The following is a 23,095-nucleotide window of genomic DNA, read 5'->3' on the forward strand; positions in this document are numbered from 1 at the left end:
TTTTCTGCTCACTACTGATGGCTGCTATTTTGACAAAGTTTGTAAAGCTGCCGGCGCCTTGCCTCTTAAATATACTTTTTGCCCTGCCGCCAAGGGGGTCTCTGCGGCTGTCTTATTATAACTCACAAGGCTTTTCAAAGCGACTCCTTGTGAAGCTGCAATTTCCTTAAGTGTCTGGCCGTATTGGCTATTGATATATTCCTTTTGGCCTTTCCTGGGCCTTTTCTCCAGATAGATCAATTGACCCGGCGAAAGTACCGCGGTGGGGCCCAGATCGTTTAAAGTAAGTAGCTTATGAAAATTGAGATGATTTTTGGATGCCAGGGCCATAAGCGATACACCTTTTGGGGCATAAACGACCTTAGTTTGATTAATGCTAAAGGGTGCTACCGGATAACTTGGTGCCTGAACCATTGTTTGTGCCACCCGCATCGTAGGCGGATTATCCGGGCGATGGGTAGCTACTTCAGCTCTTTTTTTGCTGTCGTCAGCATCTATTGAAAGCTCTTTGATCGCTTCAGATGAGTATGGCTGATCTGCTTTGGCAATTCTGTCTGTTGGATTGTCATCGTTTTTCATTTTATTAAGGGCCAGGTCGGTATAGCTCTCCAGGTTATAGGTTTCAATTAATTTGATCAGACTTTGTGGATAATTTCTTTCTGTGGCATAGCCTGCTTTTTTCAGCCCATACGCCCATCCCTTATAATCCGTTGGATTGAGTAAAAATAAATCCTGATAATAAGGACGGTGTTTTAAGAAATCAGAGTGGTCTCTATACGAATCTGCAACACTGGGGTAAACCCTAAAGCACTCTCCTCTTCTGTCGTCATCATGATAGGTCTTCTCTCCTACCCATTCGGATTTGCACTTGATACCAAAATGGTTATTCGAAGCTTTGGCAAGGGAGCTTTCTCCACAACCCGACTCTAAAATTGCCTGAGCGAGTGTTATGGAAGCTGGCACACCGGTTCGGATCATTTCTGAGACGGCCAGGGACTGATAGCGCTGTATATATGCCTCTACACGAGGGTTCTGATTTTGACCTCGTACTATGCTACCGGTCAGCAATATCAGGATAAATGGCATCAACAGGGAGGATTTTCTCATGATTTCTTTTTAATCATTAATAAGCCGTCTCGCACGCTCAGTAATACTTGCTCCGATCTGGGGTCTTTAGCAACATGGTCATTGAAAGCCTGGATTGCTTTGGCGCTTTTACCTTTGGTCGGGGTCTCAAATATCTGTCCGTGAAACAGCACATTGTCTACCAGTATAATACCTTTTGGGCTCAGCCTTTCCATTACGAGTTCATAATAATCGATATAACCGGTTTTGTCGGCATCGATAAACACTAAATCCCATTTGTAATTCAGTGTAGGTATGGTTTCCACGGCATTTCCCCGGTGCAAATATATTTTATTTTTATGGATACTTCTGTCGAAATATGATTGCGCAAGTCCGGCGTCTTCTTCTCTTAACTCCAGTGTATGCAATTCACCTTGCCCGGTTAAGCCCTCAGCCAGGCAAAGTGCACTATAACCGGTAAAAGTGCCGATCTCAAGAATATATTGTGGTTGCAGCATTTGGCTCAAAAAGGAAAGCAGCCTACCCTGTACATGGCCGCTGATCATGTGCGGTTGACTATGGTTGGCATAAGTTTCTTTTTCTATTTCCTGCAAGAGCGGATCCGCAGGGGTGGTCATTTGATCGGTAAACTGTTCTACGGTTGGATGAATCAAGTCCATAGTTATCATTGTTATAGTAGGATATAGCCTTTACTGTTATTGTACTATTCCTTTTTATATATCTATATGTGGGGCCAAATCTTATTCCCTATATTCTGTCCGGCTGGCTGCCATGCAGGCCTGCGGATTCCCAGTCTTCGCTCTTGGATGGAGACGAGAAAAGCCACAATCCCAGCCAGGTAAGTCCGCCATTAATAATAATCAGTTCCAGGCCGATTCTGAATTCGCCAAAAATATGTGCCTGGTTATAGTCGATCAACAGGCAGATCAGGGGAGCTGCAAAACAGATATAAGGTACAAACCCGTCCCGAACCTTTCTTTTTGTAAAGATACCAAAAGCAAATAAACCCAGCAAAGGTCCATAAGTATATGTGGCCATTTTCAAAATGACACCGATCATGGAGTTGTCATTGATAACTTTAAAAACCAACACGAGGATCAGAAAACTGAAAGCGACCCATAAATGTACTTTCTTGCGGATAGATTGTTGTTTTGCCGTATCCCATTTATCCTGTCTTTTCATACCCAGGATATCGATACAGATCGAAGACGTTAGTGCGGTCATGGCACCATCGGCACTTGGAAATAAGGCGGAGATCAAGGCGATCAGAAATATAATACCAATTGCCGTGGGCATATGTTCCAGGGCAATGGTCGGAAATAACAGATCACCCGAGGCTGCGAGCTGTTCTCTTTCGCCATATAAATGGATCAGCCCTCCCATGTAAAGAAACAGTGTAATAACGATCAGGATAATAACCGAAAGTGTTACCATATTTTTCTGAGAATCCTTCAGATTGCTTACCGAAATGCTTTTCTGCATCATCTCCTGATCGATCCCTGTCATGGTAATCGTTATGAAAGCCCCGGCCAGTATCTGTTTGACAAAATAGTTTTTATCATTAAAATCCAGCCCGAATACCCGGGACAGCCCTTTGTCATGCATAGCTGTCAGGCTATCTGTTATATTCATATCCATATGGTAAAGCATATAGATACTGCATATGATAAGCCCGGCCAGCATACAAGTAGTTTGCAGGGTATCAGTCCAGACGATGGTTTTAACACCACCTTCATATGTGTAAAGTATGATCATGACCAGGATGATCAGGGTGGTAAACCAAAATGGGACATGCAGTTGATCCAAAATGATCTTTTGCAGGATAATGACCACAAGGTAGAGCCTGGCTGTTGCGCCCACCCATCTCGAGACGATAAAAAACAGAGAACCGGTTTTATAGGAAGCCATGCCCATCCGGGTACGAAGGTACCCGTATATGGAAGTGAGCTTTAAGCGATAGTAAAGCGGCAACAGTATAAAAGCAATAGCAATATAGCCAATTACATAGCCTAAGGTGATCTGGAGGTAACCGAAGGCATCATGGCCCACAGCACCCGGCACACTGACAAATGTAACGCCGCTCAGTGAGGTGCCGATCATCCCGAACGCAACCAGCATCCAGTTACTGCTTCTGTTACCGATAAAAAAAGAGTCATTATTGCTGCCCTTAGAGGTTTTCCAGGACACAAACAGCAGTAGCAGAAAATAGGCAAAAACAATAGTCAGTAATAGGGATGCAGACATAACTAATTTTATATTATATAACAAATATAGCCTTCTATATTTAAAAATGGGTTCTTAAGAGGGATTGATTTAATTTTGCAAGATGGAATATATCATTAGGTGCAAAGAATTTAAAGAGCTGTCACTGACAGAACTGTACCGGATTTTACAGATCCGCAATCAGGTATTCTATGTGGAACAACGTTGTGATGATCTGGATCTCGATGACAAAGACCAGGAAAGCCTGCATTTGACGATCTATGACAAGGATATCCTGGTGGGCTATGCCCGACTGTTGCCGGCCGGCCTCTCCTATCCGGAAATGTCTGTCGGTCGTGTGGCGGTCAGTGCGAGCTATCGGGGCCGGCAATTAGGCCGGTTACTGATGGAGAAATCCATTCAATGTCTGGAACAACATTATGGTAAGGGGGCCATTAAAATTAGTGCACAGGCCTATTTAGAGCAGTTTTACGGATCTTTGGGCTTTGAGACCATTAGTGATATATATATGGAGGCGGGAATCGAGCATTTAAAAATGCTGAGACCGGCTCCCATAACGGCTACCTCCTGACCCTCTAATTTGTAGTTAACGCATAATCATGAAGCAGTTTAATGTACCCAGTATATATCGAAGTGAGCTTATCAGTGCTATTAAAAATAAAAGGCGCCTGCAGGATAAGCTAAAAAAGGACTTTAGCCCCACGCTGCTGGATTTTGGTGCCGTTCAGATTTTTTTGGCCCGCCATTTTGGTTTTTGTTACGGTGTTGAAAATGCTATTGAGATTGCCTTTAATATTATTGAAGCACATCCCGACCGGCAGATTTATCTGCTTAGCGAGATGATTCATAATCCTCAGGTCAATGCAGACCTGGCTCAGCGGGGGGTCAAATTCTTGCAAGATACCTATGGAAGGCAGCTAATTCCCTTTGATCAGATCACCTCCGAGGATATAGTGGTAATACCGGCCTTTGGCACGACCCTGGAGGTAGAAGCATTATTACATAAAAAAGGTATCCAGACAGAAAAATACAATACCACCTGTCCTTTTGTGGAGAAGGTATGGAATCGCAGCGAACAGATTGCCAGAAAAGGCTACAGTATTGTTGTCCATGGCAAACCCCGCCATGAAGAGACAAGGGCAACTTTCTCCCATGCTTCTGCCAAGACGCCGACCGTTATTGTCAATGATATGCATGAAGCGTCCTTATTGGCTGCATTTATCCGGGCGGAGCGCTCCCCGCTGGAATTCTATGAGCTCTTTAAAGGTAAATATTCTGATGGATTTGACGTAGAAAAGGATCTTAGATGCCTGGGAGTGGTCAATCAGACAACACAGTTAGCCAGTGAAACGCAGGCTATCTCAGATTTTTTGAAAAAGACGATCAAAGATCATTACGGCCTGGACGATACCAATTTGGCTGAACATTTTGCTGATACCAGGGATACATTATGTTATGCTACTAATGATAACCAGTCTGCCGTAAGTGGCATGCTGGATACAGAAGCCGATTTTGCTATTGTTGTAGGTGGCTACAATAGCAGCAATACTTCACATCTGGTAGAGCTCTGCGCAGAGAAGCTCCCTACCTACTTTATCAACCATGCTTCCAGGATATTGTCTGCAACAGCGATTGAAACCTGCGATTGGCAGACAAAGAAGATAAGCCGGGTTGATGGATTTATGGGAGAGAGAAGACCCGCTAAAATACTCATTACCAGTGGTGCCAGCTGCCCCGATTCGATTGTTCAGGAGGTAATCTATCGATTATTGGATCTTTTAAATTGTAAAGATAAGATTGTACAGGTTGCAGCTCAGTTTGGTGAAGAACCTATCATAGATTAGGACGGTTGCTGCAGGAGCACTGAGAAGGTGGATATATAAGGCTATGATACTCATAATAGTAAACAATTCGCCTATTAACTGCTGCCATTTAAAATATTCCGTTCAATGGTATAACATTTATTATTACCTTTGCGCCGATTTAAGACAAATCAGTATTTAGCTATCAGTGCGTCCTGTAAAGCAATTAGTTGCTAACAATTGATAGTAGGATGTTTTAAATGCAGCTCTTGGCATTACTGTTGTGTTAGTTTTCGGTAAGTCGTCAAAAAACAGCGACGAAAATTATAAAGTATTGGATAACTTTAAAGAATACTTTTTACTTTTACGCATTATTTGAATGTTATCTTTTCGACCCATATAATTAAAATGGATATATAAAGATCAGGTTCAAATAAAAATGGAGGATATAGCAAGAAACGTTAATTTTGAAAGTAAGTCTTTTTGTTCGACGCTTACTTGTCAGATAACGCCCATTGATTCAAATTGTTCAACAACCGGAATTATTATTAATAAGATTGGTCACGGATGCAGAAAAAATTAAAATCAAAAATTGCAGAGTTTAAAGACGCTGCAATTATTAAAGAAAAAGGCTTATACCCTTATTTCAGGTCCATTGAATCAGGTCAGGATACGATCGTATATATAGAAGGCAAACCTGTTCTCATGTTTGGATCAAATTCCTATCTGGGGTTAACCAACCACCCTAAAATCAAGGAAGCTGCACAAAAGGCAGTCGCAAAATACGGTTCAGGCTGTGCCGGTTCCCGATTTCTAAACGGTACACTGGATATACATATTGACCTGGAAAAAAGGCTGGCGGCCTTTGTGGGAAAAGAAGACGCGCTATTATTCAGTACAGGGTTCCAGGTGAATCTAGGGGTGCTATCCGCTATCGGTGGGCGCAATGATTACCTGTTGCTGGATGAATATAATCATGCCTCCATTATCGATGGCGCGAGACTTTCCTTTGCCAAAGTCCTTAAGTATCGCCATAATGATATGGACGACCTGGAACAGAAACTAAGGATTCTGCCCGAAGATTCATTAAAACTAATAGCTGTGGACGGTATCTTTTCTATGGAAGGTGATATCGTTAACTTACCTGAGATTGTAAAACTGGCCGATAAATACGGGGTGAACATTTATGTCGATGACGCGCATAGTCTGGGCGTAATTGGTGAAAAAGGCGCTGGTACAGCGTCACATTTTGGCTTAACGAGTGAAGTTGATCTGATTATGGGCACTTTCAGTAAGTCTCTGGCTTCGCTGGGTGGTTTTGTTGCCAGTGATGCTGAAACCATCGATTATCTGAAGCACCGTGCCCGTTCCCTGCTTTTTAGTGCTTCTATGACACCTTCCGCTGCCGCAAGCGTAATGGCTGCCCTGGATATCATAGAAACGGAACCCGAGCATATGGAACGTCTGTGGGCGAATACAAATTATGCACAAAAATTGTTACTGGAAGCCGGATTTAATCTGGGGCGCACCCAAAGTCCTATATTACCGATCTACATAAGAGATTCTGACAAGACCTTTCTGCTGACTAAAAAATTACTGGAACAAGGCGTGTTTGTTAATCCGGTCGTTGCCCCGGCTGTGCCTTCTGAAGAGTCGCTCATTCGTTTTTCACTGATGGCTACACATACCTTTGCACAAATTCAGGAAGCAGTAGAAAAAATCAGTATGATCGCAAAAGAGATTGGTGTGGAGCTGAGCCCGGCGGAAGGCTTGAAAGTCTCAAAGAAAATTGTCTGACCCGGAAACTTGCTTTACAGCACGCTTTAACCAAATCAAAAAATGAAAAGAATTGAACTTGTCTCTTCCAAAAAGGAGTTAAAGGATTTTGTTGATTTTCCGCATGATTTATATAAAGATGAGCCGACTTACGTACCGGAACTGTTTATCGCTCAGAAGGATTTATTGACACCTTCCAAGCATCCGTTTCATGAAAATGGCGAAATGCAGTTATACCTGTGCTATGATGATGATAAAATCGTCGGCCGGATTGCCGGTATCATCAATCAAAATCATAATAATTTCAATAAGGTAAATGACGGGTTCTTCGGTTTCTTTGATTGTGTCAATGATCAACAGGTTGCAGATCTGCTTTTGGATGCTGTTGAAAAATGGTTGAAGGGAAAGGGAGTAACGGATCATATCGTAGGTCCCATGAATCCTTCTACCAATGAGACCTGCGGGATGTTGGTGGATGGTTTCTCTAGGCCTCCGATGGTGATGATGACCCATAACGCTTCCTACTACCCTGCTCTTGTTGAGGCGCATGGTTATCAGAAGCAGACAGATATACTTGCCTACTTGTATCAGGTAGATAATTATAATGACAGCCGGATCAGAAGGCTCCACGAGCTGACCCAAATAAAACTGGACAAAAGAAAGATTATTATCCGCAAGATCAATATGAAAGATTTTCAAAATGAAGCGGATAAAATCAAAGCGGTTTATAATTCCGCCTGGGATAAGAATCTGGGATTTTATCCCATGACAGATAAAGAATTTAATTATACGGCTAAGGACCTTAAGATGATCCTTGATCCGGATTTCTGTATTGTTGCGGAGCATGAAGGCGAAATCGTCGGATTTGCCCTTGCCCTGCCTAATATTAACGAGGTACTCAAAAAGATCAAAAGAGGCCGTCTTTTTCCGACTGGTATCTTTAAACTCCTAATGGGTAAGAACAAAGTAACCAGCATGCGTATCATTATGCTGGGTGTTATTGAGGGGTATCGTAAGATTGGAGTAGAAATGGCTTTTTATACCTCAATTATAGATGAGGTCGTCAAGAAAAAACGGATTAAGGAGGTGGAAGCCTCCTGGGTACTGGAGGGTAACCTGCTGATGAATAAAGCTATTCAGGATATTGGTGGGGTGCCCTATAAAAGGTACAGAATATACGAGAAAAAGATATGATAAATAAAAAACTATTGATCACAGGAGCGAATGGTTTTGTGGGCTCGCATCTTGCAGAAATGGCCCTGGACAATGGTTTTGAGGTTTTTGCGGCGGTGCGTAAAACCAGCGACCTTCAGTTTTTGGACGGACTGAAAGTTACTTTGGTGTATCCCGATTACAGAAATGTCAACAGTGTCACCGCCCTGTTGGACCAACAGGGAATCACCCATATTGCCCATGTGGCAGGTATGACTAAAGGCAGGACCGCACAAGATTATACAGAGGCCAATGCCACCGTTACCGTCTCGTTGGCCCAAGCCGCACTGGCAGTTAAAAACCCTATCCAGAAATTCGTATTTGTCAGTTCCATGGCAGTCATGGGACCGACGGATGCTGACTTGCAGTTAACAGAGGAAACATTACCCGAGCCGGTTACTTTGTATGGCAAAAGTAAATGGCTGGCTGAGCAATACCTGGAACAATATCCTGCCTTGCCGTTGATTACACTCCGGCCGACCGCAGTCTATGGTCCCAGAGAAAAAGATATGCTGATCGTTATCAACATGGTGCGAAAAGGCTGGGAGCTTTATTTAGGAAGCGCTCCGCAAAAACTCAGCTTTATCTACGTTAAAGATCTTTGTCAAGCAATATTGTTGGCTTTAAATAGCCCTGTCAACCGCAGGACCTATCTGTTAAGTGATGGGATGAATTATGACCGGTATGATTTTGCCAATCAGGTCAAAAAAGACTTGGGGCGAAAAACGGTCCGGATGCATATACCGGTTGGGTTAGTGTCGGGTTTTCTGAGTATTTTGGAAAAACTGATGCCTTCCAGGACCTCCATCCTGAACAAGGACAAATTAAAGGAGCTTACAGGCAGTTGGGCCTGTCGTATCGATAAAGCAACAAATGAGCTGGGATTCAACCCTCAGTATCGTTTAGATAAAGGCACGGGTGAAACCATTGCCTGGAATCAGGCCAGAAACTGGTCCTCATAGCATAAGGCAAGTAATTTTTGTAAGAGATACTGCATTTTCCGGGAAGTATCTTAAAATTTACAAAAATTATAATTTAAACATTTGTTTGTTTTAAACAATTGTTTAATTTTGCCGCGAACTATGGATGAGGTTCTGGTAAATTTACGTTTGGTAGTTTTTACTAATATAACACAATAAAATAGTACTCAATGAAACAAAATGTTCAACCCGCTGAGGGTAAGTTGGGAATACTCATTCCTGGTTTAGGGGCGGTAGCCACTACATTAATTGCGGGCGTTATTGCCAGCAGAAGAGGTTTAGCTGAGCCGGTGGGTTCTCTGACACAGACCGGTCATATCCGTATTGGAAAAAGAACTGAAAATAATTACCCGAAAATAAAGGATTTTGTTCCCGTTGCAAAGCTCGAGGATATCGTATTTGGTGGCTGGGATGTATATGAGGATAATGTATATCAGGCAGCTAGTGTGGCCAAAGTACTGGATCAGCATTTACTGGATTCAATTAAGGATGAGTTGGAACAGATCGCTCCGATGAAGGCGGTATTTGACAAAAGCTATGTAGAGAATCTGGATGGGCACCATGTAAAAACCGCGGATTCTAAATGGGATCTGGCACAACAGACGATCAAAGATATCCAGGATTTTAAAGAAAAAAATGGCCTTAACCGTATTGTGGTCATCTGGTGTGGTTCTACTGAGAAATACTTTGAACCCTCTGAAATCCATGAAACTGTAGAAGCTTTTGAAGCAGCACTGAAAAACAACGATGACAGGATCGCTCCCAGCATGATCTATGCCTATGCTGCGTTGGTACAGGGCATCCCGTATGTTAATGGTGCGCCTAACCTAACTGTTGATACGCGTGCGCTGGTACAATTGTCTAAAGATACGAATACGCCAATTGCCGGTAAAGACTTCAAGACAGGACAAACTTTAATGAAAACCATTCTGGCTCCAGGCCTGGAGGCACGTTCTTTAGGCGTCAGAGGCTGGTTCTCCACCAATATCCTGGGTAACAGAGATGGACTGGTGCTGGACAGACCAGAAAATTTCAAAACCAAAGAAGTTTCGAAATTAGGTGTGCTGGAAGATATCCTGCGTCCTGACCTGCATCCTGAATTATATGGTGATCTGTATCATAAGATCCGTATCAACTATTATCCTCCACACGGTGATAACAAAGAAAGCTGGGATAACATTGATATCTTTGGCTGGTTAGGTTACCCGATGCAGATCAAAATCAATTTCCTGTGCCGAGATTCAATTCTGGCAGCACCGGTTGCGCTGGATCTGGCGCTGTTTGCTGATCTGGCCAAACGTGCAGGTATGAAAGGCATTCAGGAATGGTTATCCTTCTATCTGAAATCTCCTCAGACAAAAGAAGGGTTGCGTCCGGAAAATGACATTTTTAAACAATTGATCAAATTGCAGAATACTTTACGCTATATGATGGGTGAAGAACTGATCACACATCTGGGTCTGGATTATTATGAAGAAGATGAAGCGTAAATAAATGATTTTTCCGATGTTCTTTGAACAGTGGAAAAATCGATCTAAACAAGGTATACTGATTTGTATATAAAACAGTTGGATTCATCCGCCATCTGTTCCGGTAAGGGAATGGAGCCCTTAGCAGAAGTAAACTCAGATGGCGGATCACCTTGTTTAATGAACTAAATAGAACAGAAGTTTAGATAGTGATATCTACTTGTAATTTTAAAGGGTTTTTTCAGGGCATTTGATCAGTTTTTTAAAGAGGATCGTATTAGTTTAAAATGCTAGATCAGTGGGTATGAATCTTGGCAGTATAATAGGTTGAAAAGGCTGTATCTGAGTTTGTGGAGTAGTTGTTGTGATAGAGAAGCAAACGGCTCATTTATGGTTCTTGAAAAAATATTTTACCAATAGCGGTGGATGGTGCGCCCTATATCTGATAAAACAGGTAGCCGGCTGTTACATTCACTTTAGCTACAACGTTAGAAGAGAAACAAATGTCTTTGAAGTTTAAATTACGAAGTATACTTCTGTCTTTTTTATGTCTGCTTGTGACCACAGGTGGACTTTGGGCGCAGTCGGCCTCCATTGTCATCAAAGGATTGGTGACGGATGCCGCGGGCGGCGCTCCGATTGCCAATGTAAGTGTTTTTTTTAGCGGGTCTGCCGGCGTATTAACCGACTCAACCGGGCATTACACTTTATTTACTTCCCGTCGTTTTGTGAAGGATAATCACCTGAAGTTTGTCTATGTTGGCTATAAGACGGGTTCTGTGGACATCAATTTTGATGTTCCTGAACAGACCGTTGACATGCAGCTGGAAGAGAGTGGTCATGCATTAGCGGATGTAATCGTTAAAAATACCCGTGAAAAATATCGCAACAGAGATAATCCGGCCGTAGCGCTTATTCGCAAAGTGATTGCCCATAAGGACGAAAATCGTATGAATGCCTATGAAACCGCGACTTATCAGCAATATGAGAAAATGACTGTTTCAGTCAGCAATTTCTCAGAAAAGCTCAAAAGCAAAAAAGCCCTGAAGAAGTATCAGTTTTTGCTGAATAATGTAGATACAACCAAAGTAAGGGGCAAGAGCCTGCTCCCTATTTATTTAGAAGAAACCCGTTCTACCCATTATTTCCGTCAACATCCCAAAGATGACAAGCAGGTGATTACGGGTGCCAGAAAAGTGGATTTCGGTGAATTTGTGGATACGAAAGGCGTTACTAAATACCTGGGAAGCCTGTACGCAGCTATTGACATCTACGATAATAATATTACTCTGCTGTCCAACCAGTTTTTAAGCCCAATTGCGGGTTCGGCACCGACGTTTTATAAATTTTATATCCGTGATACAGTGGAGCGAGACGGTATTAAGATCGTTCACCTGGCCTTTTCTCCAAGAAATCCACAGGACATGCTCTTTAGAGGGAATCTGGATATTACCCTTGACGGACATTATGCTGTTCAACGGGCGAGGTTGTTCTCTCCCATCGGCATTAATGTAAATTTTTTAAGGGCTATGAACATTTCATTGGATTTTATTAAGGGAGCAGATGGCCGTTATCTGCTCTCAAAAAGTGATATGATGGCTGATTTTGGTCTTTCCAAAAAAGGTATGGGGCTGTATGGAGAAAGAGTGATTTCCTTTAAGGATTTTAAAACAGATATGCCGTTGGCTGATTCTATTTTTGCCGGCGCAGCAGTAGAGAAGAAAGACTCTGCGGAAACCAGAAGCCAGCAGTTCTGGGTCAATAATCGTTTTGATACACTGACGACAGCCGAGTCTAAAACTTACATGAATATTGATTCCCTGAAGAACATGAAGTCGTTTAAAAGGACGATGGACTGGATTACCTTTATTTTTGCAGGTTACAAGCAAGTGGGACCAGCAGAGATCGGCCCGGCTAATACCTTCTATAGCTTTAACCCGGTAGAAGGCTTTCGGTTAAGGGCCGGTGGCCGTACCACTACAAGGCTGAGTAATCGCTACTTCTTCGAGGGATACGGGGCCTACGGTTTTAAAGACCAGAAGTTCAAATATTTTGGTAGTGCTACGTATTCACTGAACAATAAGTCGATTTATAAATTTCCGCAGAATTACATCCGGGTCAGTTATCAGCATGATACCAAGATTCCTGGTCAGGAACTGCAATTTGTGCAGGAAGATAACTTCTTTCTGTCCTTCAAGCGGGGTAATAATGATAAATGGCTTTACAATGATTATCTGAACTTCAATTATAAGAGAGAATTCGAGAACCACTTCTCCTATGAGTTCAATATGCGATACTGGAAGCAGTCCCCTGCCGGCACATTGGATTTTAACTATCTGGGCGGACAGCCGGGATTGCTAAAATCTATAGATCATGTAACAACAGGAGAGGCTGGGGTAACACTTAGGTATGCGCCCGGAGAGGTCTACTATCAGACCAAACTCTACAGAGTACCTTTGATCAATAAGTATCCGATCTTCCAGTTGCGTTATACCGCAGGGATTAAAGGGCTTTTCGGTGGAGAATACAATTACAATAATTTCCAGGCCAATATTTTTAAACGTTTTTATTTGTCGCAGTTAGGTTTTACGGACGTGACTGTAGATGCCGGTTATATCTCCGGCAAGGTGCCTTATCCATTGTTGTCCCTTCCAAGGGCAAACCAGACATATGCTTACCAGCTGAACTCCTATAATCTGATGAACTTTTTGGAGTTCGCCAGTGATCACTATGTATCGGTAATGGCAGATCATTATTTTAACGGGTTCTTTTTCAATAAAATACCGCTGATTCGCCGGTTAAAATGGCGTGAGGTGATTGAAGGCAAGGCGCTCTTTGGCGGCCTGAGAGATGAAAATAACCCGATGGTCAACCCTGATCAGATGCGTTTCCCATATACCAACGGGATGATGAGCACTTTTGCCCTGCAGAATGAACCCTATTTTGAGGCAGGCTTTGGGATTACAAATATATTTAAAATATTAAGGGTGGATTATGTCCGCCGGTTTACCTATCTGGAACATAGTGATATCGCTAAATGGGGTATTCGTTTCAGGATTAAATTTGACTTTTAATTTAGATCTTAATGAGAGGACAGAAAAGTGGCAGAAAAGTGCTGCAATGGCTTGAAAGCGTTTATTCGTTCAAAGGGCTGCAGTATAGGGATAAAAACATAAATAAAATTATTAATGTGAAGCGGGCTTTCCTATATAAGTCATTGATTGTAGGGCTGTTGTCCATTACTTATGGCTTCACGCAGAGCAAGGCCCAGTCGACAATTACCAGAGAAGGCATGGCCTATCCCATCCCTCCTGCTTCCGCCCACCGCATGTTTTTTTTGCAGCGTACGCCCAATGCCAATACCATTGCCTGTGACCTGAATGTGGATAGTAAAGGCAACGTAAACCTTAAAGTACCTCTGACAACATATTGGCTACGTTATGGCGATTCTCCGGCCGGTGATAAGAAAGAGCTTAATTTTATACAGCGACATTTTGCCTATGGTTTGAATATCAAGGAAAGAGGAGCAAAAAAATATGAATTTTGGTTTGTTTCCTATAAAAAGTACCATATGTATCTGTTGCAGACCAAGGATGGTAAATGGCGGGTCTATGGTAAAATTAATGACAAGTTAACCGTGTTGGGCAGCATATTCATCTATATTAAAGGAGGGTCGTTCTGGAATCCTCATGTTGAGTATGTTGAACTTAGAGGTGAAGATCTGACGACCGGCAAACAGGAAGTTCAACGGTTGACAGATGTGAAAAAAGATCCTGACGCCGGTCATGATAAAGAAGGCTAGCAATAAATTGACTAAATTTGTATCAGCGAATTAAATTTTAGGGTTATGGCAAAGAATTTCGTATCAAACTCTACGGAGTCAACAAGAATGTTTAAAAGTAGCTTCCTGGAAAGTCTTTCCAAGGTGCACTTTACTGTCCCGTTATTTATTTTTATCCCCGCAATTGCCTTTTTCATTTACAGGACTTTTGCGGTATTTCATGATAGTTTCCTGTTCTTTTTGGGTTATTATGTCCTGGGATTATTCGTCTGGACGTTGACAGAATATGTGTTACACCGGTATATCTTCCATTTTCATCCAAGTTCCAGGTGGGGGCAGCGAATTCATTTTATCTTCCACGGTGTGCATCATGATTATCCACGTGATAAGAAAAGACTGGTAATGCCTCCTTCTGTAAGCATTCCGCTGGCGCTGTTGTTTTATTTCCTATTTTATCTGATACTACCCACTGGTGGGGCATTAAGCAGCTTTTTCCCCGGTTTCCTCACCGGTTATCTGATCTACGACATGATGCACTACGCCATGCATCATTATAATTTTAAATCTTCCCTGATGAAGAGGATCAAACAGCATCATATGCTGCACCATTACCAGGACGAACACAAGGGATTTGGCGTAAGCTCATCATTATGGGACAAAATCTTCATCTCTGGCTTTCCGAAGAAAAAAGACCGCAGTCAGGGGGATACTGCAACTGTCACAAAGACTGCCGGAAACAAGAACGAGGCCCCCGAGGCTGTTATATGACTTCCTCTTTTTTAGAATGTTAGAACTAACAGATAAAGTATTATAGCACCAGGAATTATAATAACAGATTGATCGCATAGGCCCTGCAAATAACAATAAATATTGTTTTTGCAGGGTTTTTTCGTTGGTTGCTTCTGCCATGGCAAGCCTAAAAGGTAAAATAATCCTTTGATTTATTTTTAACTATTTGATAATCAATGTTTATGTCGCCCTTTTTTTTAAATGTAAGATGCCCGTATGATCGCCATTGTTTTAATAACTTTATAGTGAGGTTTTTAAACAAGGAAGATTGTCAAAATGAGACATATAGAAACGATTAGAAAGGTGGTAAACCTGAGCCAATCTTCCAGAGACACCAAAAAGGGTCAATAGGCAGGGCCGGTATAATAAATTTTGTTAATGAAGGCGTTAAGCGGGCCAAGGCCCGGAAGCATTCTTTTTTGGATGCTGTGCCTTACTGCTTATCAGATATCGGAGGAAACGCATTTCAGATTAGATAAAATTCAAAATCTCATGCAATGAAAAAGCTGATTTTAAGCACAGTGGTTTTACTGATCGGTTATGTAGGAGCTGCACAGCTGCAACTGACTGCTGATGTAAAAAGTGCAATACAGGCTGCTTTAAAAAAGGATGTGGAGTTAACCAATCAAAACCTGGAAAAGCAAAAACTGGAACTAGAGCGCAAAGGTATATGGGATAAGTATCTGCCCAAAGTAGAAGCAAATGCTTTGTACGGCTATCTAAACAGTAAAGGAACGCTGGATCTACCTACAATTTTTTTGCCCATTACCGGTTACCCTTTATTTAATGGAGCATCAGACTTTTCCATTAAAGGACAGGCTTTTCATGGAGGTGTCATGGCCAAAACAGTGCTCTTTAGTGGCGGTCAGATCGCTAACGGGGCAAGAGCCGTTCAGTACAAAAATCAGGGAACCGGTTATATGATGCAGCTTCGGATGGATGAGGTGATTAAAGATATTGTTTTAAGTTTCGATCAGCTGGAAATGTTGCGCTCAGCAGATAAATTGATTGATGAAAGTGAGAGGCGTTTGAACAAAGAATCGGAAAGAGTGGAGAAAGCTATATCAGCTGGCCTGGCTGTCCCCTATGATCGGGATAAAATTAAGCTGGCTACATTAGAGCTGAAAGCAAAAAGAGCTGATGTGCATCGCAGAAAAGAACTACTGATTTTAAAAATTCAGCAGGCGACGGGCATGAATAAGGCAGATATTATGGCATGTAAGCATGACGTTGAGCCTGTCATCATTACAGATGAATTGGCGGTTGACAATAGAAATGAAGTCAAGGCCCTGGAATCATTTAAAGTAGCGTCTGAATATGCGGTTAAAAAGGAAAAAGGGAGTTTGCTGCCAACGCTTGGCGCTTTTGGAGGGTACAGTTATAGTTCGCTATTTAATGGAGAGATCAGCGCACCGCTTACGATATTGAACACTACGGCCCGGTTGACCACAAAAGAGTTAACATTAAATCCCACATGGATGGTTGGCATTGCGATGAAATGGGAACTATTCGGCGGGTTTGAACGCAAACATAAAATTGAGCAGGCAAGGATAAACGTACAGCAGTTGGAAAATAAGCTGAGTGACACGAAGGAAAAAATTCTACTTCAGTTCCAAAAGAGTAAAATTGAATACCAAAGTGCGTCAGAGCAGATCGAAATCGCCCGGCAAAGAGAGGCGGTCGCCACCAACAATAATCTGCTGGCTGTAAAGCAATACCGGGCAGGCTTAATTAGTGTGACTGAACGACTGACTGCTGAAACAGATCTTTATAAGGAGTCACTAAATGAATTAGATGCTGTTATCAAACAAAGGCAGGCAGCACTAGAGACCTATCAGTCAGCCGGCGTATTACATTCACTTATTTCAACCCAATAGTTATGAAAAAAAGAAACATTCTTCTGGGGCTGGTATTAAGTATTCTTTCTTGCAATAACCAACCAGAAATGACGCAGACGATTCAAGGAAAAGTAGAGCGTGATGAAATCGCCGTTGTTGGTAAAGTGCCGGGCAGGATCGATCGGTTATTGGTTAGAGAAGGCGATCATGTAAAAAGAGGTGACACACTCGCTGTATTGGATATTCCCGAAGTTGATGCGAAAAAGGCACAGGCAAAAGGCGCTGTAACCTCCGCTGAGGCCCAATATGAGATGGCTGTCCGCGGCGCTACTGCCAATCAGTTAAAACAGCTGAATGCAAAAAAGGCTGCCTTGACCGAGCAGTATGAATTTGCGCGTAAATCACTGAACCGGCTGAAGGATCTGGTCAAAGACTCTTTGATACCCCAACAACAATATGATGAGGTCTTCGCCAAGTATCAAGGAGCAAAGGCGCAAATGGAAGCCGTTGATGCCGAGATTGCCGATGTGAAAAACGGTGTAAGAATCGAACAGCAGATGATGGCCCGGGGGCAGCAGGACCGGGCCTTAGGTGCTTTAAAAGAAGTACAGGCTGCGGAAAAAGAGCGCTATATTCTGGCACCGCAAAATATGCAGGTAGCAACCATCACACTTAAATTAGGTGAACTGGCTCTTCCCGGTTATACTTTGTTTAAAGGAGTTCTTGATAGCAGCACCTATTTTCGCTTTACGATACCGGAAAGTAAATTGTCGTCTTTTCAAAAAGGTAAAGAAGTTTTGGTAAATGTTCCTTATCTGGGCAAAGAGTTAAAAGGGATTGTCCGGCAAATTAAGCCTATTGGAGCCTATGCGAACATTGCAACAGCCTACCCTGATTACGACCTGCAGGACCCGCTTTATGAAATGCTGATACGCCCTCAGGATCCTGCAGCGACTATAAATATTCTCTCAAAATCTACGGTAACAATAAAAAAGTAACCTATGCGCAGTTTTTTGAATCTACTAAAAAGGGAGTTCCGCCTGTTCTGGGGTAATAAAGTACTGCGGCTCTTGTTTTTTGGCGCCCCGCTCCTATATGGTATTCTGATCGGCTATGTTTACAGCAAGGGAAAAGCGACTGATCTGCCTGTTATCGTTGTTGACGAAGACCAAAGTTCAATGAGTGCAAAAATAGTGGAGATGATTCAGGATAATGAAGTATTATCCATTGCTGCCTTACGTTTTGATGAAGCGCATCTTTCCCGGCTTATGATTGCCAAAAAAGCAGCATGTGTGGTGATCATTCCCAAAGGTTTTGAAACAGATGTGCTCACTAAGAGGTATCCCGAGGTGCGCACAATTGTCAATACGGCTAATATTCTGACGGCCAATTATGCATCGGGGGCCTTACAGGTGGTCCTTGGAACCCTGAAAGTCGGTACACAACTGGAAACACTTAGAAAGCAAGGTACCCCGGAGCATCTTTTGATGAGCCAGTATGAGCCGTTTAGGACAACTTTTATTAAAAAGAATAACCGGGCGACGAATTACATGTATTTTTTGTGGCCAGGCGTACTGGCCACTGTACTCCAACAGGTGCTACTGCTGGGCCTGGCCCTTTCTTTTGCCAGCGAATTTGAATCGGGCAGTTTTAGGACACTGATACGTAAAACCAATTCTACGCTGCAGTTATTGATGGTGAAAGTAATTCCATATCTGATCATGAGTTTTGTTATATGGTTGATGTACTGGTGCTTTACGTGGTGGTTTAATATCCCTTTTACTGAAAACTTGGGAAAGCTGACGCTTGTGGCCGGTGTTTTTGTGCTTTCGGTGACCTTCATCGGCGTTCTGGTCAGCATCATAATTCCGGATCAGCTCAAAGCTACGGAAGTATTAATGGTGGTAGCAACACCTAGTTTTATGATATCGGGATTTACCTGGCCTTTAAGCCAAATGCCGGTTTGGATTCAGGGGATTGCTCAGGTCATACCATTGACGCATTTTTTGCCCGCCTTTAGAATTCTGATTATTGAACAGGGCGATTTTGATTTAACCTATCCTTATATTGGCAATATGATGATCATTGCCGCTGTTGGCGCCTTGCTTAGTTTTATTGCTCTTTATGCCAAAAAAAGAAAACTATTGAAGCAGGAAACTGTCAGTGCTTAGTTTCAGAAGATTATTTTTTGAATACAAAGTATTTAAGCAGTGGGAAATTCCAGGCGAATCGGACAATGAGCCCTGTTCCCAGCCGGCTGACAAACTTATTGATACCTAGTTTTTCCACAAATACATAAGTACCATAGGTGTTCAATAAAAGCGAACCACACCAAACAATCAGATAACGGGCTACCTGGTGACTTTTCTTTTGTTCGAAACTCTTGAAGGCGAAGTTGCGGTTCATTAAAAAATTTACAACGCCGCCAACAATAACCCCCGCACTTGTTGAGACAATAATATTAAAATGGAAGACCACAGAGCACAGCGTAAATACAGAAAGGTCTATGATCGAAGAACTCAGTGAGGAGAGTTCCGATTTCAGGAACTGCATCACGGAGACTTTCTTCTTTTCGTTGAGCTGTAATATCTTTTTGGCCATAGTTTGATTCTAATTGAATGGTCTGCGATACCCCTGGCATATATTGAGGAAATTAATACAAGCCGGTTTTGCTGTTTTAAAGGAGTGTTGTTATTTGCTCCAGAGAATAAATCGACTGTATATCGACAGGGATTTCCGGTTCATCTCTTTGCTGCTCTCCCGGGCCGCTTATGGGCTCGTCCTCCCAACCTTTTCCCCTTAACCAGAGGCCCTGGCAACCGATGGCTGTTGCCGGCTGCATATCTTTGATAAGTGAATCTCCGACAGCAATGCAAACACTTGGAGAAAGGCCAAGACTATCACAACCCAGTTGCCAGATCTGTGGATCCGGTTTTTTTACTCCTACAACGGCGGATTCGGTTACCGTTTCAAAGATGTCAACAATGCCAAAGTCTTCAAGGACAGCATGTAAATTGCCATAAAAATTGGAGACCATACCCACCTTGTACTTTTGCTTTAGTCTTTTTATGATCAGGCTGTGCTGCTGGCAGTTGTCCAGCGCTTCCTGATAGGCTTCATCGGCGACAACTTTCTGATCTCTTATCGTACAGGCGACTTTGTTTTCCTGTAGAAAGGTTGCCTGGATGGCCAGTTTCTTTTCCAACAAGTCCAGAAAATTATCTGTCGGCAGGATGATCCTTTCTCTGGCCAATGTACGTTCGCCGTGTGCAAATGCCTGGCGATATATACCCGGATCAAGACCGGGCAACCGGTCTTCCCACAGGGGGTAGAGAACGTGTAGCCAGTGCAGGCCGCCGGTATCAATAGTGCCGCCAAAATCAAATAACAATGCCTGAATGTTGTCCGTATGTAACATTATGCGTTTAATTGTTTTTTGCGACTTGAGCAAGTGTCTTTCGGCAATAGCGCTCCTGACGGCTTATTAAATAGAGCATGATTGGGTTCAGGATAAAAATATCAAACAGAAAATAGAGCCATGGCTGACCGATAAATAACCAGATAAACAGAAAAATAACCCGGGTATTGAACTGAATAATATTGGTGTATTTCATGAGCGGCTTATTGGCCACCAGAAAGCCATTTCTTAGCTCCGGCGTCATAAAATCCGGTTCTATCCTCAATTTATGCAAAAACTTCTGCAGCCAGGGAGAAGCGCTTTCCTGGATTTTTGTATAGTTATGATACGTCTTCATTGCGAAACGGCGAATACCGGTAAAGTCGTTGATCTGTTTTTCCACATCCTTACTGTTATCAAACTCACTGCCGCTGTCGCCTTTCAGAAAATACAGGTAAAGGTTGCGGTAGTAATCGGCCATGGCAGATTGAATGACATGGGACAGCCCGGATACGACAGCCAGTATCCATACGAAAGGCGACCAGCCGGCATGCATAAGCCTGAGCGATAAAGCGATCGCGATGGCTCCGAACCAGAAGTCACCTGCGATACCGTCCAGGATCCTGCCAAATCGGCTTTTATTATTGGTAAGACGGGCCAGCTGGCCGTCGGCGCTATCCAGGGAATTCGCAAATATCAAAAGCAGCATGCCTATAATATTGATCCAAATATTATTCCAATAAAAAAGGATACCTGCCACAACCCCGATATATATGCTGGTAATGGTCACCGTGTTAGGCGTGATATTCAACCTGGCACAGGCTTTCGCGATGCGCAGACCGATGGGTCGGTAAAACCAGATGTCAATCTGTTCTTCTGTGTCACGGGATTTAAGAGAGGCCGTGAATTCGTTCTGGTCCTTACGCTCAATCCGCTCTCTGTCATCCGTTTGTTCAATTTGTTCGTTCATTACTGAAAAGAAGGTAAGTGTATGTAGTCAATATTGTTGTCTGTGCATAGTATTTTGCCCATGAATACCATGGCCTATTGTGACGCAGGAAGGCCGGCAGCCGCCACTTTTGCCTGTAATGCCTGCAGGAGCTTGTTCGTGATGGCCCTGGCAGCATCCTCTCTACAAGGTGCAAAGCTTGGCCAGTCATTAAAATCAATGATGGCTATATGGCCTTTATCGTCTATGACGGCATCACCGCCATAAATTGGCACGCCAGCCTTGACGGCAGTTTTATCAGATATCGCCTTTAACCGGGCTGCATCAAAATCATAATACTGCGTCTGTCCATTGATTGCCTGAAACTCCTTGTATTTATAATGCCCCTTGTCATATGGATAGAGCCAATGGAAAAAGTCGGTCCCATGCACACCATAGAATTTGATCAGATCGCCTCCCAAATGGGTAGATACAACTACTTCTCCAATCGCTCTTTCCTTAAAAGCTCTCATATGTTCAATGGCTTTTACGGGATTTGCGGCGAAGACGACATCTTCTTTAATGATGGCATGAAAATCCCCTCTTTTCATCCAGAGCCCATGGCCATGATCAAGCTTTTTGAGTATCTCCGGATCATAGCCTGTGGTTGGCATAATGGCACTGGGCGCTGTAGGAATTTTATTATCCAGGAGAATTCTGGTGATATTAGATCTGAAGCAATGTTCAATGCCAAGCGGGCTATTGATCATGACAATTGTATTGCCTGACTGCCGTTCAATGCTTTTTAACCTCGACAATACTTCCGGATTCCGGGACATGGAAAAGATGAGCCGGGTCTCTTTCAGACTTTCTGTTTTATACTCTGCTTTCAGGAACTCGTGTTCATGAAAAGTGCTTAAGATAATACCAGATGCTTCCAACTGATCTGCCACCATCTGAAAAATGGTGGCATCATTGTTAATATGATTGGGTGAGTGTTTAACTGCTCTTTTTATACCGATTACCTGCATGAATATATTCTAAATCGTTTAATTTAAATAGTAGTGGATTGAATGAGTGCTTCTGCCAGCGGAATATCACTCACATGATCGATATCAATGATCTTGCCTAAATCGTGCGCCTTTAGATACATGCCTGCATCCAGGAGCGCCTGCTGATAATTGCGCATTTTGCTGACGCCACCTTGCATGGCAGGTTCAGCTACTGCAAGGGCTTCTTTTCTAAGTAAATAAATGCCACCGGAGATCCAGTGTTGCCCTGTAAGGGGGACACCCGTAAATTTTGTGATCCGCTCATTTTCATCTGTATATACATGTAGTGGCTTATCATCTTCAACAAATGAAGTGACGGCCATCAAGCCATCCACCGCTGTATTTTGTCTAAATGCATCTACATATCCTTTGAAAAGGTCTTCACTGAATATAGGATCAATGGTCGAAATACAGACATCAGTTCTGTGCTCAGGCGCCATATGACTGATGAGCGCATAGAAACTGTGAAATGAGCTGGGCGTATCTTTATATATGATATGAATGGGCAATTGTCTGGCAACAGGCAGGCCATCGATAAACGCCCCTACCTCCTTTTCTGTGTTATTAAGTATGATGTAGACAGCCGTGGCACTATTTTCAACAAAGATCCGGACCAGGCGTTGGATTAAGGTTTCACCGGCAATTTTCACCATGGGCTTACATCCACGGTAGCCGTCTGCTTTTAATCTGGATCCTTCTCCTGCTGCAATAATGCCATATACCATATCAGAAATTTGTGTGCAAAGATAAGCCAGCCAGGCC

At 42.8% G+C, this 23,095-nt stretch carries 20 protein-coding genes; 12 read left to right on the forward strand and 8 right to left on the reverse strand.

The features are described 5' to 3' along the window. Window positions 1-24: 24 nt before the first annotated feature. From K9M52_RS16410 to K9M52_RS16420, 3 genes are all read right to left on the reverse strand, one after another. Window positions 25-1,107, reverse strand: coding sequence for a glycoside hydrolase family 73 protein (locus K9M52_RS16410; RefSeq protein WP_224069519.1), 1,083 nt, complete (start codon window positions 1,105-1,107; stop codon window positions 25-27). Continuing rightward, the gene (locus K9M52_RS16415; RefSeq protein ID WP_224069520.1) at window positions 1,104-1,745 is read right to left on the reverse strand and encodes an O-methyltransferase; all 642 of its coding nucleotides are present in this window, start codon (window positions 1,743-1,745) and stop codon (window positions 1,104-1,106) included. The genes K9M52_RS16410 and K9M52_RS16415 overlap by 4 nt, the downstream gene beginning before the upstream one ends. 88 nt (window positions 1,746-1,833) lie before the next feature. Next, complete coding sequence (locus K9M52_RS16420) at window positions 1,834-3,330, reverse strand: sodium:solute symporter (RefSeq protein ID WP_224069521.1); 1,497 nt, start codon at window positions 3,328-3,330, stop codon at window positions 1,834-1,836. 82 nt (window positions 3,331-3,412) lie between these two features. On the opposite strand from K9M52_RS16420, the gene K9M52_RS16425 reads away from it, so the two are divergent. The 12 genes from K9M52_RS16425 to K9M52_RS16480 all read left to right on the forward strand — a co-directional run bounded on the left by K9M52_RS16425 (window position 3,413) and on the right by K9M52_RS16480 (window position 19,127). After that, window positions 3,413-3,880 (forward strand): GNAT family N-acetyltransferase, encoded by a 468-nt coding sequence (locus K9M52_RS16425; RefSeq protein WP_224069522.1) that lies wholly within the window; start codon window positions 3,413-3,415, stop codon window positions 3,878-3,880. Window positions 3,881-3,908: 28 nt separating this feature from the next. Beyond that, window positions 3,909-5,153 (forward strand): 4-hydroxy-3-methylbut-2-enyl diphosphate reductase, encoded by a 1,245-nt coding sequence (locus K9M52_RS16430; protein ID WP_224069523.1) that lies wholly within the window; start codon window positions 3,909-3,911, stop codon window positions 5,151-5,153. A gap of 525 nt (window positions 5,154-5,678) precedes the next feature. Continuing rightward, on the forward strand, window positions 5,679-6,908 hold the full coding sequence (gene spt, locus K9M52_RS16435) for a serine palmitoyltransferase (RefSeq protein WP_224069524.1): 1,230 nt from the start codon (window positions 5,679-5,681) through the stop codon (window positions 6,906-6,908). 42 nt (window positions 6,909-6,950) lie between these two features. After that, complete coding sequence (locus K9M52_RS16440) at window positions 6,951-8,081, forward strand: GNAT family N-acetyltransferase (protein WP_224069525.1); 1,131 nt, start codon at window positions 6,951-6,953, stop codon at window positions 8,079-8,081. Next, entirely contained in the window at window positions 8,078-9,061 is a 984-nt protein-coding gene (locus tag K9M52_RS16445; RefSeq protein ID WP_224069526.1) for an NAD-dependent epimerase/dehydratase family protein, read from the forward strand. The genes K9M52_RS16440 and K9M52_RS16445 overlap by 4 nt, the downstream gene beginning before the upstream one ends. Window positions 9,062-9,249: 188 nt before the next feature. Next, window positions 9,250-10,569 carry an inositol-3-phosphate synthase gene (locus K9M52_RS16450; protein ID WP_224069527.1) on the forward strand — a complete coding sequence of 440 codons (1,320 nt, stop codon included), beginning with the start codon at window positions 9,250-9,252 and terminating at the stop codon, window positions 10,567-10,569. A 482-nt stretch (window positions 10,570-11,051) separates the two neighbouring features. Beyond that, a complete protein-coding gene (locus K9M52_RS16455) occupies window positions 11,052-13,622 on the forward strand; it encodes a DUF5686 family protein (protein ID WP_224069528.1) in 2,571 nt (856 codons plus the stop codon). 11 nt (window positions 13,623-13,633) lie between these two features. Further along, window positions 13,634-14,350, forward strand: coding sequence for a DUF4833 domain-containing protein (locus K9M52_RS16460; protein WP_224069529.1), 717 nt, complete (start codon window positions 13,634-13,636; stop codon window positions 14,348-14,350). Between the two features lie 45 nt (window positions 14,351-14,395). After that, window positions 14,396-15,097 carry a sterol desaturase family protein gene (locus K9M52_RS16465; protein ID WP_224069530.1) on the forward strand — a complete coding sequence of 234 codons (702 nt, stop codon included), beginning with the start codon at window positions 14,396-14,398 and terminating at the stop codon, window positions 15,095-15,097. A 518-nt stretch (window positions 15,098-15,615) separates the two neighbouring features. Further along, window positions 15,616-16,995, forward strand: coding sequence for a TolC family protein (locus K9M52_RS16470; protein ID WP_224069531.1), 1,380 nt, complete (start codon window positions 15,616-15,618; stop codon window positions 16,993-16,995). A gap of 2 nt (window positions 16,996-16,997) precedes the next feature. After that, complete coding sequence (locus K9M52_RS16475) at window positions 16,998-17,954, forward strand: HlyD family secretion protein (RefSeq protein WP_224069532.1); 957 nt, start codon at window positions 16,998-17,000, stop codon at window positions 17,952-17,954. A 3-nt stretch (window positions 17,955-17,957) separates the two neighbouring features. Further along, window positions 17,958-19,127, forward strand: coding sequence for an ABC transporter permease (locus K9M52_RS16480; protein WP_224069533.1), 1,170 nt, complete (start codon window positions 17,958-17,960; stop codon window positions 19,125-19,127). Between the two features lie 10 nt (window positions 19,128-19,137). Here K9M52_RS16480 and K9M52_RS16485 read toward each other — a convergent pair whose 3' ends face one another. From K9M52_RS16485 to K9M52_RS16505, 5 genes are all read right to left on the reverse strand, one after another. Next, window positions 19,138-19,557 (reverse strand): GtrA family protein, encoded by a 420-nt coding sequence (locus K9M52_RS16485; protein WP_224069534.1) that lies wholly within the window; start codon window positions 19,555-19,557, stop codon window positions 19,138-19,140. Window positions 19,558-19,633: 76 nt separating this feature from the next. Beyond that, on the reverse strand, window positions 19,634-20,374 hold the full coding sequence (locus tag K9M52_RS16490; protein WP_224069535.1) for an HAD family hydrolase: 741 nt from the start codon (window positions 20,372-20,374) through the stop codon (window positions 19,634-19,636). A gap of 7 nt (window positions 20,375-20,381) precedes the next feature. Beyond that, the gene (locus K9M52_RS16495) at window positions 20,382-21,323 is read right to left on the reverse strand and encodes a CDP-alcohol phosphatidyltransferase family protein (protein ID WP_224069536.1); all 942 of its coding nucleotides are present in this window, start codon (window positions 21,321-21,323) and stop codon (window positions 20,382-20,384) included. Window positions 21,324-21,397: 74 nt separating this feature from the next. Beyond that, window positions 21,398-22,312 carry a hypothetical protein gene (locus K9M52_RS16500; RefSeq protein WP_224069537.1) on the reverse strand — a complete coding sequence of 305 codons (915 nt, stop codon included), beginning with the start codon at window positions 22,310-22,312 and terminating at the stop codon, window positions 21,398-21,400. Window positions 22,313-22,335: 23 nt separating this feature from the next. After that, complete coding sequence (locus tag K9M52_RS16505) at window positions 22,336-23,058, reverse strand: NTP transferase domain-containing protein (RefSeq protein WP_224069538.1); 723 nt, start codon at window positions 23,056-23,058, stop codon at window positions 22,336-22,338. Window positions 23,059-23,095 lie beyond the last annotated feature (37 nt).

It is taken from the genome of Arachidicoccus terrestris (genome assembly GCF_020042345.1).
In the GTDB taxonomy this organism is placed as follows: Bacteria; Bacteroidota; Bacteroidia; order Chitinophagales; family Chitinophagaceae; genus Arachidicoccus; species Arachidicoccus terrestris.